This is a genomic window from Pseudomonas shirazica, assembly GCF_015168335.1.
Taxonomy (GTDB): domain Bacteria; phylum Pseudomonadota; class Gammaproteobacteria; order Pseudomonadales; family Pseudomonadaceae; genus Aquipseudomonas; species Aquipseudomonas asiatica.
In genome coordinates this window covers 3,425,073-3,439,152 of the sequence record NZ_CP063456.1, presented here as the reverse complement: position 1 = coordinate 3,439,152, position 14,080 = coordinate 3,425,073, and the positions used below count along the sequence as shown (strand labels likewise).

General features: G+C 57.5%; 12 protein-coding genes and 1 pseudogene. 8 read left to right on the top strand and 5 right to left on the bottom strand.

What is annotated here, in order from left to right:
* Nucleotides 1-18: 18 nt before the first annotated feature.
* A complete protein-coding gene (gene puuE / locus IMX18_RS15895) occupies nt 19-912 on the bottom strand; it encodes an allantoinase PuuE (RefSeq protein WP_139657594.1) in 894 nt (297 codons plus the stop codon).
* Nucleotides 912-1,784, bottom strand: a complete 873-nt coding sequence (locus tag IMX18_RS15890) for a GNAT family N-acetyltransferase (RefSeq protein ID WP_217190935.1) — start codon at nt 1,782-1,784, stop codon at nt 912-914. Before IMX18_RS15890 ends, puuE begins: the two co-directional genes overlap by 1 nt.
* 294 nt (nt 1,785-2,078) lie before the next feature.
* Between IMX18_RS15890 and IMX18_RS15885 the strand changes: the two genes are divergently transcribed.
* Nucleotides 2,079-2,939, top strand: coding sequence for an OST-HTH/LOTUS domain-containing protein (locus IMX18_RS15885; protein WP_052329208.1), 861 nt, complete (start codon nt 2,079-2,081; stop codon nt 2,937-2,939).
* Between the two features lie 370 nt (nt 2,940-3,309).
* Nucleotides 3,310-7,098, top strand: coding sequence for a P-loop NTPase (locus IMX18_RS15880; RefSeq protein ID WP_217190937.1), 3,789 nt, complete (start codon nt 3,310-3,312; stop codon nt 7,096-7,098).
* A 340-nt stretch (nt 7,099-7,438) separates the two neighbouring features.
* On the opposite strand, the gene IMX18_RS15875 is transcribed toward IMX18_RS15880, so the two are convergent.
* The 3 genes and pseudogenes from IMX18_RS15875 to IMX18_RS15865 form a co-directional block, all read right to left on the bottom strand.
* On the bottom strand, nt 7,439-8,707 hold the full coding sequence (locus tag IMX18_RS15875) for a DUF4303 domain-containing protein (protein WP_015269616.1): 1,269 nt from the start codon (nt 8,705-8,707) through the stop codon (nt 7,439-7,441).
* Between the two features lie 24 nt (nt 8,708-8,731).
* On the bottom strand, nt 8,732-9,085 hold the full coding sequence (locus IMX18_RS15870; RefSeq protein WP_015269617.1) for a hypothetical protein: 354 nt from the start codon (nt 9,083-9,085) through the stop codon (nt 8,732-8,734).
* Nucleotides 9,086-9,087: 2 nt separating this feature from the next.
* Nucleotides 9,088-9,417 (bottom strand): annotated as a pseudogene (locus IMX18_RS15865) (nucleotidyltransferase family protein); the annotation flags it as partial.
* Nucleotides 9,418-9,705: 288 nt separating this feature from the next.
* On the opposite strand from IMX18_RS15865, the gene IMX18_RS15860 reads away from it, so the two are divergent.
* The 6 genes from IMX18_RS15860 (at nt 9,706) to IMX18_RS15835 (ending at nt 13,659) form a co-directional block, all read left to right on the top strand.
* Entirely contained in the window at nt 9,706-9,996 is a 291-nt protein-coding gene (locus IMX18_RS15860; RefSeq protein WP_015269619.1) for a hypothetical protein, read from the top strand.
* An 11-nt stretch (nt 9,997-10,007) separates the two neighbouring features.
* The gene (locus tag IMX18_RS15855) at nt 10,008-10,640 is read left to right on the top strand and encodes a hypothetical protein (protein ID WP_043936103.1); all 633 of its coding nucleotides are present in this window, start codon (nt 10,008-10,010) and stop codon (nt 10,638-10,640) included.
* Between the two features lie 434 nt (nt 10,641-11,074).
* Complete coding sequence (locus IMX18_RS15850) at nt 11,075-11,329, top strand: hypothetical protein (RefSeq protein WP_015269621.1); 255 nt, start codon at nt 11,075-11,077, stop codon at nt 11,327-11,329.
* Nucleotides 11,330-11,432: 103 nt separating this feature from the next.
* Nucleotides 11,433-11,720: a DUF3077 domain-containing protein gene (locus IMX18_RS15845; protein ID WP_015269622.1), complete on the top strand. Its 288-nt coding sequence runs from the start codon at nt 11,433-11,435 to the stop codon at nt 11,718-11,720.
* A 175-nt stretch (nt 11,721-11,895) separates the two neighbouring features.
* Nucleotides 11,896-12,990, top strand: a complete 1,095-nt coding sequence (gene sfnG / locus IMX18_RS15840; RefSeq protein ID WP_015269623.1) for a dimethylsulfone monooxygenase SfnG — start codon at nt 11,896-11,898, stop codon at nt 12,988-12,990.
* A 93-nt stretch (nt 12,991-13,083) separates the two neighbouring features.
* Complete coding sequence (locus IMX18_RS15835; protein WP_015269624.1) at nt 13,084-13,659, top strand: hypothetical protein; 576 nt, start codon at nt 13,084-13,086, stop codon at nt 13,657-13,659.
* Nucleotides 13,660-14,080: the final 421 nt, after the last annotated feature.

Genomic DNA, 14,080 nt, shown 5'->3' with positions numbered 1-14,080 from the left:
TTGCGAACGACTGACCGCTCAGGCGGGGAACTGGGCTATCCAGTGCCTGGCAATCTCTTCGCGCCGGCAGACCCACACCCCGTCGTGGCCCTGCACGTAATCGAGAAAGCGCGCCAGCGCCATCGCCCGACCAGGATGGCCGCTGATCCGCCCATGCAGGCCCACGCTCATCATCTTCGGGTGGTGCGCGCCCTCCTGCCACAACAGGTCGAAAGCATCCTTCAGCAGCCGGAAGAAGTCTTCACCGCAGGCGAAGCCATTGGGCAGCAGATAGCGGGCGTCGTTGTTGACCAGTGTGTACGGAACCACCAGGTGGGCGGGCGAGCCTGGGAGCCAATAGGGCAGATCATCGTTGTAGGCATCCGAGCTATAGAGAAACCCGCCTTCCTCACGCAACAGGCGGCGGGTGTTCTGGCTGACCCTTCCTGTATACCAACCTACGGGGCGTTTACCGCAGATCTGCTCGATCACCTCGATGGTGAGGCGGATATGTCGCCGCTCCTGGTCTTCAGGCATGTCGCGATAGTCCAGCCAACGGTAGCCATGCCCGGCAATCTCATGCCCGGCAGCGCAGAGCGCATGGCCAACCGCCGGGGTCAGTTCCAGTGCTCGGCCAACGGCAAAGGCGGTCAGCGGCAGGCCCCTGGCGCCGAACAGCTCCAGAATGCGCCACACACCTGCACGCGATCCGTATTCGTACATGCCCTCGACGCTCAGGTCCGGTTCCCCCACACGCGGCGGGCGGCCGGGTAGCTCATGAAGCCAGGCCTCCGACTGTGCGTCGCCATTGAGCATGCATGACTCCGCACCCTCTTCGATGTTGAGTACGAACTGGACCGCGACGCGCGCCCCACCGGGCCATCGCGGGTGGGGTGGGTTGCCGCCATAACCGATCAGGTTGCGAGCGGACATCAGCCCAGCTCGAAGGTCGTGACGGCGAACACACGTTCGTGTGCGATCGCCGGAGGAGGGCCGAGGTACATGCGTGCGCAGCCGAAAACCTCGATCATGCCCTGTTGGCGCACAAGCGCCATCGCTGCGGGGTTGTTTTCTGGTGCATCCAGGAATAGCGGGCAACCTTGCGCAAATTCTGCCAGGTGTGCGTAGAGGGCATTGGCTGCCAGGGCGTCATCGGCGAACAGGGGGCCGATCTTGTAGCCTTCCCGGCAGCGCCTTGCCACGCCATAGCCGCTAAGCCTGCCCTCGCGGCGGCAACCCACGGCGAGTGCATCGGCCTGGGCTATCCACCCGCTCAGGAAGGCTGCGCGCGGGGCAGGGAAGCAGGTGCGGTCGTAATCGACCACCTCATCGAACGGGAAGGTGGCCAACGGAACGATGTCCTGGTTGTCTACCTGCGAAGGCGCCGGGCGTTCGGTGGCCTTGGCACGAAAACGCATGTTGCGATGGGAGAAGACGAACCCACCCTTGGCGTAGTAGTCCTGCATTGCGAACACGCCGTCCATGCCAATGCTCGCGCCTGGGCGCAGGCGGGCGAGGAGTCGCTCGCGGCGTGCGTGCCAGAGGGTATTGCCCAGGCCTTGACCGCGATACTCAGGCCGGACGATGAAAAAGCCCATGAAACCGAATTCGCCGTTGTAGAAAGTGATGGCACCGCCACCGATCAATTCACCGCCCCAGGACGCAGCAATGAAGGCGGCAGGGTCCGTGGCCCAGAACAAATCGGCATCGTGAACGCCGGGATTCCAACCCTCACGGGCAGCCCAATCGACGAGCTCGTCCAGTTCGGGACGGGTCATGTTGCGTATGACCAGCTGATTCGACACCGCGAAGTTCTCCCAGTCGCTAACAGGGCGGATGGTTCATCGCTACTCTGAACCCTTTGGGTATAGCTTCAACACGAGTATTGATCCAGGCCGTTACGACGCCTGCAGAACAGGCTCGTCGCCATTGAATGGTCCTGAGTGCCAGGGGTAGCTGTCGACCGATGCGGGTAAAAATCCTCAACCTATACTGACGCTTGAAAAGCGCCCGATATACGCATTGCAGGCCCTCCTTGCAGGGCAAGCGCATTGCCGTGAATTGCTCCAGCCCTGCCACTTTTAGGTGAGTCGTTGATCATGGATGAAGTCACTACCATGCCCGCGGATGATGTACCTGAACTTCAACCTGTGGTGCAGCGCAAGCTCGGACGCTGTCTGTTGCGTTTGCAACAATACGAACAGCTGCTGAAAGTCATAGTCGCGCATGCTGAGTTGAGCGGCCCTGTGGATCGGCTGCATGCCATCCGTGAGCAGAAGATCGCACGTACCAAGAAAAAAACCATGGGCATGTTGGTCAGGATGCTGACCGAAAGCTTTCTGATCCAGTCCCCAAAAAATGAGGAGTCACAGACGGACGCCGATGCTTGTGACCAGATCGGGTTCAGCTATCGAAACCAGTTGGAAATGCCAGTCGAGCATTATGAGGCAACGAAGGTGGTTACCAAGGCGTTGGTCGACCTGCGTAACAAGCTGGTTCACCACTTCATTGAGCATTTCGATCTCTGGTCAGAGTCAGGCTGCCAGGCTGCGGATGGTTATCTGGAGGAAAGCTACCAGACCATCAATCGGCATTGTTTGAACCTGCAATGTTGGGCCAGAACCATGGTTGAGGCACAAGTTAAAATGGCTTCGTTTATACAGAGCCAGGTATTTGAAGATGCGCTCGACGGCATACGGGAGGACGGCTCGGTCGATTGGCCTGGCAGTGGGATCTGCTCCTGTTTACGTGAGGCAGAAGCCAAGCTTGCCGAAGGTGGCTGGACTCGACTGGAAGCAGCGATCCGCTGGATTAGTGATACCTATCCGGAGCAGTCGCCCAAGCGCTACGGTTGCAATCGCTGGAGGCATGTCCTGCACGAATCACGACAGTTCGAAATACGAAAATCCCAAGCTGATAATGAACGGACTTCCGTTTGGTATCGCAGCAAGGTCAGTTGAAAGGGCAGCTGGACCGTCACTCTATTTGTCGGCGCTTAGGGAGACTGCTTCTGTTCGTTAGTTACCCTCCGCCAAGAGCCGCTCTGGGGCGAAAGCGGTCATCCACGACCGGCAGCTATCGACCCGAAGCGGTCGGTCGCGGAGGGCGGCTATCGGCCAGAAGCGGCGACCCACGTTGGCGAAGCTGAATTCAAATGACCGGAATGCGATTCAGCTTGTCGGGCAACTAATTCATACCGCTCGGACGAAACAGTTTTTGACAATTTTTTGCAGGTCTTCTGGCTCATAGCTATTAGCGGAGCAAAAAAGATTCGAGGACGCAAATTCCGAAGGTCTGGGCTTCTCTTAAGAGTTTTGCGATCATCTGCTCATGGACGAACTGACATCAATTCTCTCTGCTTACGAGCAGGTGCAATCACGCAGAGCCCTCGGTGGTATTTATGCCTTAACTGGCTTTGACTACCAGCTACGCTGCTATCTGGCCGAGTTTGCAGAGTCTCTTGCTGGCGAAGGACAGGGGCTTGATGAGGCAGGCGGGCTATTTCTGGAAGCACTTTCAGATCTGGCTAAGCAAACCGAGGGGGGGCGCTTAGTCTGCATCCAAGTCAAGCGAACCTTAACGAAGGAGACTCTCAAGGATGCTGCAGCCGAGGTCGAGGCCATCGATTGCTTTCTTAGAAAACACCACCCAAGCTTGCGTGATCTGGTGAAATTCGAGCTCGTCGCGTCAAAAGGTGATGTCGCGTTGCAATGGAGAGAAATTCCGGAAAAACATGCAGCCCGTTCGATTATAGATACGCTTCTTCAAGAAGATCGGCTTTTGCCGCCACGCATCGAGCCCGACCCGTGGTGGAGAGCAATTGCCGCTGTATGGAAGCATTTGAAAGATCCCTACGGCTTCCTGCGCTTTGCGCTGGATCGTGCTTTGACTCGTGCGCCAACTGCTGCAGATGCACAGCGTATTCGTGACGATATTTGTGAGCGCTTCGCACAAGCTCGGCAGATGCACGAGCGTTCTGGGCAACTTCTGACTTCGGCAGATTTTCAATGTGTCGTTCATCCCAGCCCCTCGCTGGAAATCGGGCGTGAAATCACCCTAGCGCGACTGCGTGATCAGCAATACATGGCGCGCGCCCACCGCCTGGACGCTCTTTATGCCACGTTGCTCAAATGCAAGGATCTCAGTCAGCGCGACCTTAAGAGCGAGGCTCGCGTTTTTTGGTTGAGTGGTCGTTCCGGTGTCGGTAAGAGCGTGTTGCTACTCCAGACGGTTGAGCGACTTGTCGGGGAAGGCTGGCGGGTTTTATGGCTCAAAGGACAGGCCGAATTACTAGAGCCTGCCCTGCGTGCGATTATTGGTACGCCTAGCGAGTGGTGGCCGGATTTCATTGCTATCGATGATCTATATGATCGCGACGCTCGTGAACGGCTTGATCTTGCACGTTTGGGCGAATTCATCGACGAGCGCGGTCACCAGGCATGGCCAATGATCCTGACTTGTGGCCCAGCTGAATTTGCTGAGTCTTTTAAAGAAGATTCTGCTTTCGGTGGTTTCGAAGTTCATCGCGAAACAGTGGAAACCATTGCCGCGAGCGAGGCTGCCGAGATCGAAGCTTGGTATTGCGTTCGCACCGGCCAAGTGCCGAACCGCGGCGCTGCTTTTTCTCAGGCTTCGAAAGATGATGAGGGTCTATTCGTCTCGCTGGCAGTGGAATTGGCGCACGGCGATCTACAAGCCTTCGCAAAACGCTTTGCAGAGCGGGTTCGCCTCAACGGTCTAGAAGAAGCGCTACGCCTGCCTCTGGCAATGAATCGGCTCTACCTGCGTGCACCTTACGACTGGCTGACCGAAGATGACCGCGAAAAGCTTGCCACCTTAAATGGCGAAGGCGATTTCAGTCTGTTAGACGCGGACAACGAGTCGCAAATCGTTCGCCTGACGCATCCACATCTGGCCGATGCCCTGTATCGCTCACTACGCAAGCCAGCTAATGCTGATGCCTTTACCAACGATTTGATAGCCATCTTCCGGCGTGCGCTTGCCGACCGTAATACAGGCTTGGTTTTGCAACTGTTGCGGGTATTTTCTGCACGCGGGGAAGCTCTGACGAGTGAACGGTTGAGTATTGTGGACCGCACTCGCTTGGGACGCGAGTGTGCCAAGTTATGGACAAACGAGCAGGCGCTGCTGGCACTTGATGCGGACGGATCGGCGGAAGCCGCCACTAGTTGGGCTTGTTGGGCTGCGGCGATTCCCTGCATTGCCTCAGTTTTTGGAACAAATCTCCTCGACAATGCGCTGGCTCGCATGGAGTCAGCAAATAAGGTCTGGTCAGGTTGTTGGAGCCGTCTGGCCGGGAGCTACCCAAAGCACGACGAGCTTTTCGCTTGGGCTGCAGAGCATTTGGCGGACCCACTGAAGATATCGCACCCTACATGGTCTTTAGATTGGGAGCACTGCCTAGAGCATGATTCCGGACGTAGCTCTGTATGGCATCACATGGGGCTGGTTTGGCTGCAAAAACACTTCCGCCGCACTGATTGGCATTTTGTCTGGAAGAAACTCCTACCTGATAGCTGCAGACCAGATTGGAAAGCCGATCCTGTATTGACTCTTGGCCTTCATCGTGTGCGTGAGGAAAATGACGGAGCCGATTGGGCTTATGTATTTGGCGACCTTTATGCCCTAGCGCAACATAGCAGGCCACAACTGGATGATCTGGCTTTTTTGGGAAGAGCTTGGCTGGTCGGGCGCGAAGACCGGGCCGAGTGGAGTTTTGTCTGGCGGGCTTTGCTGACGCAGGGTGAGTCACTGCCGCAAGACATGCCGCTCGGTGGGCTGTTGCGCCTTGGTAGGGAGTGGCTGGCCGGACGCGAAGACCGGGCCGATTGGACGTATGCTTGGCGGGCTTTGCTGGCGAAGGGTAAGTCGCTACCAGAGGACATACCGCTCGGTGAGCTGTTGCGTCTTGGTAAGGAGTGGCTGACCGGGCGTAAAGACCGGGCAGAGTGGAATTATATCTGGCAGGATTTGCTAGCGCAGAGTAAGTCACTACCAGAAGACATACCGCTCGGTGAGCTGTTGCGCCTTGGTAGGGAGTGGTTGACTGGGCGCGAAGACCGGACAGAGTGGACGTATATCTGGCGAGAGTTGTTGGCACAGAGTAAGTCCGAGTCTGAAGACATGCCGCTCGGTGAGCTGTTGCGCCTTGGTAGGGAGTGGCTGACAGGGCGCGAAGACCGGACAGAGTGGGTATTTATCTGGGAAGAGTTGTTGGCACAGAGTAAGTCGCCGCCGCACGACATGCAGCTCGGTGAACTGTTGTGCCTTGGTGCTGGGTGGCTGGCCGGGCGCGAAAACACTAAGGAATGGGGCTTTGTTTGCGAGGCGATGCTAGATCAGCGATTCCAGTCCAGTGATTTCATCGCGCAGGTCGCCACATGGCTTGAAAGTACCAAGGCCAAACCTGAATGGCCACTACTGGCGGCAAAGTTCATAGCCATAGCGCCCCACCACGCAGCATCGGCGGATTTTTCCGTGAAGTTGACCGAGCGCATAAACGCCTGTCCCAATAACGGGCACTGGTTTAAAACTGTCAATATTATGAGCAATCTTACTGCCGGCATCGTGCTTCCGCCCGCAGTGCGCGATTGGTTGCAAGCCTTATATTCACGTAAAGAGTCACCGGCGTGGGGCGAAGCGTTTCGTTGTCTGGATGACTGTTTGCCGATAAAAGGCAAAGTGATAGCTGTCAAGAAAAATTATTGTTCGGTCGAGCTAGAGGTCGGGCTAGTGGCGGTATTGCCAAACAGGCACGATGGTTTTCGTAGGGCTAAAGGCTTTGAGGGTTACTTTTATGTAAGCTCGCTGAATCTCGATAGAGATTTTGTTCAGGTTTGTTTGGAGTCGCCTGCCTCTTTGATAAGTAAAAAAGTAGAAGGTCTAACCGTTGGCGGCACCTACGAAGGATATGTAACAGGCGTGAAAGACTTTGGGGTATTTGTGCGGGTTAACGGGCATAGCGGCCTTCTTCATCGCAGCAAGCTGCCTCTTAATACGGTTGTTATGGCTCACTTTCCATTGGGTAATTTAATCCGTGTTCAGATATCCAATTTTAGATCCGATGGAAAGCTTGAGCTCTCTTTGCCCATTGATTGATGAGTTGCAGATCAGTTGTTCATAGCTCTCTTGAAATGGCCACGCTGATCAAATTTATCGCTCTTAAACGGCTGCTTCTTTCCCGAGAGGCAGCTTTGGGTCGAGAGCGGCCGTTCGTGAGTGACCGCTATCTACCCATTGCGGACGTTCAAATCCCCAAGCTCGGTTCATTCAACATGACGCATCCTTTAATCTTGAGAAGCCCTGCTTCGGGTCAGAACCAGACTCCAGCAACCGACCGACAGGGCACACGCTCATCACCTAGTTGAATCGGTAACCTGTAGGCCCATGCCCGGCGAATTGCTCATGAACACTCGTAATTTATCCATCTGCGGTGCACTCAGGAAAAACGATGAGCCAGGCCGGGTTTCATAGCTTCCAGGCCAAGTCCCGCAGCGTGCCGCACCTGCTCATCGGTATCCTGTGTTGCTAGGCGTAGCGCCTCGATGGCTCGAAGCGCGTCGTCGGGCAGCAGACCACGGTTATTCAATCCACTCACAGCATGACGACGAATGACTACGTGGGGTGAAATCAAACCGTGCAAGGCTTCGCTGACATCGGCGGCGGTGGTATTGATCTGGCCGTAGACTTCTTCAAGTGTCTCTTCAACAGCAGCCCGAAGCTCAGGACGCTGATCGAGTAGATGCTTAACGGGTGTGTAGTTAAGCACCGGTGGCTGCACGCCCCGCCGGCGGAAACCGTCGAAGTTAGCGCAAATACCCGCGACAACGACGTCGGGCGTTTGCTGCATAAGCCAGTCGAAATCCTCAAGGTAACCCAAGGCTTTTGCACTCCAGTTGCGGGTCGGTTGCTCACAGGCCTCAATCGCCTGTCGACGCAGGGCCTGGATGACGGGCTCATCAGCCATGCCGGCCAGTCCGAGAATACGCGCGGCAGTGGTAGGCTGTTTGTGCCCGTTTAGCTGCTCGATAAGCGCTGCCTGCGCGGGACGGCCGTTGGCAATTAGCCAGCGCTCTGCGTCTTCCCCCGAAATACCATCCGAACAATGTAAGCGGCTGACGTAGAACGCGACCTGCTCGGCTAGCGGCAAGGCAGCGACACCGCGCAGGGTGTTTTCAATGGCCAGTTCGACAGGGAAATTATCCTCGAATTGCTGGCGGGTCATGCTGCGCTTGGCCAAGGGCATATAGCCAGCAAAGTCATGAAAAATCACCACGAAGCCAGGCGTCACACCAGGATGCTGACTGAAATGGCGGCCCAGCGACCTGGCGGCACGGCTAACGGTGACCAGCAAGCGTTGCTCAGCCGCTTGCCATTGGCGCGGGCCAAGCCGATTGGCGTGGGCTTGCAGTTCATCATCGAGCTGCGTGAACGGCTCACCAGCGCAGATTTCCCAATCCCAGCGCCAGTCCGCCGGGTTCCACTTCACCGAACTGAAGCTTTCATCTTCCTCGTCGGGGTAGTCTTCGCAGAGTGCTTGCAAGCTGTTTGCGGCAAAGCTGGGCAGTGACAGAACCGCCTCTTCTTCTCGATAGCTCGCATGAAACGCTGCGGCGTACAAAGGGCTGCCCCCCTCATCGAGCAGCGTTTGCAATGTCTGTCTGGCGGCGTCGAACAGCGCCTGTTCCAGAGCCTTCCAATTCATCATTCAGTCCCTTGCTGACAAGTGAGTTCAGCCGAGCAGGTCGAGCATTCCCTCAAGGGTGCTTTCCAGACGGGCTAATTCAATGTGCGTTCCATCGCCACATTCAGCGATACGCAGCGCACAGTCAACGATCATCGTGAGCCCCAAAGGTACTCGATGGCCGGGGTATTTGCGCAGCGTTAGTTCGACCCGGGTCGGGCTTAGCCAGGTAATGAGATCTGCTGACCACAGAGGATCCTCGAAACCAAACACCACGTTTCCGTTTTGGGTATCTATGATTTGCGGCGGGAACAGCCAGTGCGAGTTGCCTGCTTCCCACGGGGTCGCCTGGACTTGGTAGCGACCGTCTGGGGACAAGGACAGTATTTCAATGTCGCTCATGCGCCGAACTTCGCCTCGTACCACAAGTGAACACGGGCCTGGTTGCGCACTTCCACGTTGACGCCCAGGTGCGCGCACGCCTGATGAACCCGGGCGATGACACGGTCCTCTGCCTCCCAGGACAAGTCGGCGTCGAAATAGGCGATGCCATAGTCCTTGATGCCCCTCTCCGAAGGTAGCCCGGCGCGGTGGTTCCAGAATGTCTGGAACAGGGCGCCTGCCGTCAACATGCAGTGCGGGATATCCAGCGCTGGCAGGGCGGCCAGCAATGCCCGGTTTATCGGGTTCTCGTGGATGATTGCCAGCACTTGTTCATTGGTCAGTGAATGCATGGGTACCGTCCTTGGTGGTTGCATTGCGCTGGGCTGAGCTTACCTGAATGACGCCTCGGTGATGTGTTCGTGGGAGCAGGTTTTGCCCTCGAACGGGCAGTCGGAAAAGGCCATGAAAGCGTTGGTTACATTGCTCTACGCCGTCCTGCGGTCGATGGGACCATAGTTCATGCGTGTTCCGGATCGCTGTCTTGAGCTGGCCGGGGTGCCATTGGTCGCCCGGGCTCGGCAAACGGTAGATTTGATTCGGGTTTTGTACGATGATTTTCGTATTGGCAGGGATGAGCTATGAAATTCGGCTTCAGGGAGGCCCAGCGAGCGGTGATAGCGGCGCTTGAGTCAGGGGAGTATCAACACGTTTCACGCAGGGATATCGATGTAAAGAACCTGCTGGCTACAGGGGAAGTGTCAGCCGGCGAGGTTGCCGAAGTCGTTCGCTCATGCAGGGGTATTCATCACGCCAGCACCCCTCACCATGCCGTCGCAGCCATCGAGGTGCATGTGCTCAAACGGGATGGTTGGTACATAAAGTTCTTTTTCATCGAGCCAGACACTTGGTTCATCAGCGTTCACCAGTGAGTACCCAGATCATGAAGATCTTTTTCGAAGGCGACAGAGGAAATGCGCTTTGCGAGCATTGCCAGGCAGTGGTGCCCACGCACTATGCTCGCCGGGATGTGCCGTTTAGCGATGGCCAAGGGGTGGCCAAGGACATTCTGGTGGGCGTGTGCGCTCGTTGTGATGGTGTGGTCGCCATTCCATCGCAATCCACGCCGGCCATCCGCGAGGCGCGCAAGCAGCAGCTCAAGTCGATTGAGGCGCGTTTGCCGGCGGTCTATCTGGATGTGCTCGATGCGGCCATGCATGCGGTCAGTAATGAGGCGGGGGCAAATTTGCGCAAGTTGTTTCTTGCCCACTATTTCCAACAGTTGGTGCAGGCGCAGCAGTGTGAGCAGTTGCATGCGGCGCATCAAACGTTCCTTCAGGCGCTGGATGAACAGCGAGAGCAGCGCGGGCTTGCGCGTTCCAATGTTACTCGGCGGTTGTCGATGAAGGTCAATCCGTACATGGCGGAGGACATGCTTGCGCTTCAGCAGCATACAGAGATGAACCAGACCGAATTGCTGAAGGCTGTGATCGCGCGTATTCAGGCGGATGTGCTGGAGAACCGGGATCAGGAGGTGATTCGAGCTTTGCAGCGACTGGCGCGGTTGGCGTTGTAGTGAGCATTTGAAAGAAGCACAGCGTACTGCCAAGCGCTGTGCTTCACACTCGGATCTTTGAGTCTTTTTAGAGAAACTCATATCAGTTCCTACAAGAACTAATCAGATTTTTCCCCTTCCTCGTAGTCCATTTCTGAATCATCCTTTTCAAGCCGTTTCACCATTGCGATGGAAACCTGAGCCCCCTAGTCTCGCCCTGTCGTTGCAAATTCAACGACCGGGTCTGCAAGCCTGGGGAAGTATCGAAAGCGTGCTCATCATCGAGCCGTTGGTCTGTGCCAATGGTTGTGCTTAATGGTGGCTGCGTACGGGTGACCTTCGGGTCAGCTGGGTTTTTCTCGATCTTCCCCGGTCTTGCAGGCCCGTACGTAGCCGCCACCCATTCTCTGCAAGGGATGGGGTGTGGTTTTCTCTCACGAAATCGAGATGTGACCATGCTCAAAATAGTCCCGGATCCCCCCATTTCCGACTCACCCCATCACCTGGAAGACACCCTGATCCAGGCCACGGAATACGTGCTCTGCGCCTTGTCCGTAGGCCATCACGCGATAGCCTCGCTCCCCAGATCTCCCGCCACGATCATGACCCTGGCGGTCATGCATGAAATGGAGGCTGTGCGCACGCTGCTGGAGTCGGCGATTGCTCAGGTGCAGCTCCGGGGCGGGCAGCCGGTGCATACATTGCACTGATGAGCTGATTTTCAAATTTTGCCAGCCTGGGCGGTGTGGTTTTCCTGCCAGGGACTGCAACCGGGAAATCGCACTGGCCGGCAGATTCAAAAGAGGGTTTCAGATGGACAAGGAATTGGATGACGACACCGGCACACTGGGCCTGACCGTAGGCGCGGCCACGTTCCTGGATGGTGTGCTGGACGGCAAGAAACTGTTCCGCGTAGAACCGGGAAACTGCTGCGACCATGCCATCGAACAAGCGTCGGTCTTGATGGACTGCTCACGGCGAGCATCGTTTATCGGGGTGATGGACAACGAACCGGTGCTGGTCTGGGCTTCGCACTTTCTTTGCGACATGGCCAAGGCGCTGATGGATGACGCGCATATGGGCATGCGCAAGAACCGCTGACCTGCCCCGGGGCGGCGATGTTGTGCAGGCAACAGCGATCCAGCAGCTTGTTCGACCGCATGCAGCCAACATCGCCGCCAATTTCAGCTAACCCATTGAAATAAAAACACTTTAAAGCCTGGCATGTTTGCTGCTCCTGCCTCCTTGAACCCGAGGATCACCAAGGAGCCTTACCATGAGCCAAGCCCCGATCAAGTTCGCCTACTGGGTCCCCAACGTCAGTGGTGGCCTGGTGGTCAGCACCATCGAGCAACGCACCAGTTGGGACATCGACTACAACCGCAAGCTCGCGCAAATCGCCGAACAGGCCGGTTTCGACTACGCCCTGTCGCAAATCCGTTTCACCGCCGGCTACGGCGCCGACAATCAGCACGAGTCGGTCACCATCAGCCACGCGCTGCTCGCTGCCACGGAAAAGCTCAAGGTCATCGCCGCCATCCTGCCAGGCCCGTGGAACCCGGCGCTGGCGGCCAAGCAGCTGGCGAGTATCGACCAGTTCACCAACGGCCGCATCGCCATCAACGTGGTCTCGGGCTGGTTCAAGGGCGAGTTCCACGCCATCGGCGAACCCTGGCTGGACCACGACGAACGCTATCGCCGTTCCGAGGAATTCATCCGCGCGCTGAAGGGCATCTGGACCCAGGACAACTTCACCTTCAACGGCGACTTCTATCGCTTTCGCAACTACAACCTCAAACCCAAGCCGCTGCAGCAGCCGCACCCGGAGATTTTCCAGGGCGGCAGCTCGCGTGCCGCACGGGACATGGCGGCGCGCGTGTCGGACTGGTACTTCACCAACGGCAACAGCGTGGAAGGGATCAAGGCGCAGGTCGACGATATCCGCGCCAAGGCGGCGGCCAACGGCCATTCGGTAAAGGTTGGAGTCAATGCCTTCATCATCGCTCGCGACACCGAAGAGCAGGCGCGTGCGGTGCTGCAGGAGATCATCGACAAGGCCAACCCCGAGGCGGTGCGGGCGTTTGGCCAGGAAGTGAAGCATGCCGGTTCTGCCAGCCCGGAGGGCGAGGGCAACTGGGCCAGGTCCAGCTTCGAAGACCTGGTGCAGTACAACGATGGCTTCAAGACCAACCTGATCGGTACACCGCGGCAGATTGCCGAGCGCATCGTTGCGCTGAAGGCGGTGGGTGTGGATCTGATCTTGTCCGGGTTCCTGCACTTCCAGGAGGAAGTAGCGTACTTCGGCGAACATGTGCTGCCGCTGGTGCGTGAACTGGAGGCCGGGCGCAGCGTGGACAAGGCGGTAGCCTGAAGCCGGGGGCAGGGTGGGCTTGGCACCCTGCCAGTATTGTCTGATTGTCATGCAGGGGTTAGGTTGCTGGGCTCTTTTCAAGGAAGATGACCGATGAAACGGACCCTGCCGCTGGTATTCGCCTGCGCGCTTTTCCCCCTGCAAGCCTGGTCGGCGCTGGAAGTCGGCCAGTTCACCCTGGGCATGCCCAAGCCCCAGGCCATGGCCATTCTGCAGCAGCAGTTCGGTGAAGTTGAGCATTTCACCGGCTATCACTACCAGGTGCCCACCGAGTTCTTTCAGGGGAGCAACCCGAAGGGCGATTACAACCTGGGCGGTATTGCCATCACGCAAGTGAAGGCGTCGTTCAACGAGGCCGACCAGCTTCGCCAGGTGGAGGTGCGGCTGGCCAGTACCGACGAGGCGCGGGTCCAGCAACTGCTGCCGATGACCAGGCAGGCCAAGCCTGTGCCGAACAGTGGTGGCCGGCTCGAGGCGTTTTCCGCTGAAGGTGAGTTGGTGTACTGGGTGGCCAAGGACCGGGACTGGACGGTGGTGACCATCGCCGACAAGGCCAGCTCGGACCAGAACGTCAAGGCGCGGGCCAAGAGCGATGAGCGCTTTGCCCAGCTGAACCGCAAGTTCGACAAGCTGATCGAGACGGCCAAGGCGGTGGAAGGCAAGCACTGATCGACAAAGCCGTGCAGCTTTGAAGCCTTGCGCATACCATGCATTCATGGGACTGCACATAACTCATTGAATTAGCAGGGACCCTGTGGGAGCGGCTTTAGCCGCGAACACCGGCGCAGCCGGTGCCATGCACCGCGTTGGATTCTTCGCGGCTAAAGCCGCTGCCACTGGGTACGCGGACCGCTTGCGAATTCAGTTCTCTAAGCGACAGCGCAGCAGACTGCATAAGGCCAGAAACAACCCGCGTCGGTTTCAGGATGCGCCTGGTCGTTCGCACGCAACCCCCCGGCGCCACAAGTGCCATGCTTGCAGGATGCCTCGGACCAGCGCGCGCAGACGTGCGGCCGCAGGCAAGGAGGCCGCTGGTACCACGCAACCGTGACGTGGCCGGCGCGCCGCAGCAGAACACGCCGGATACCTG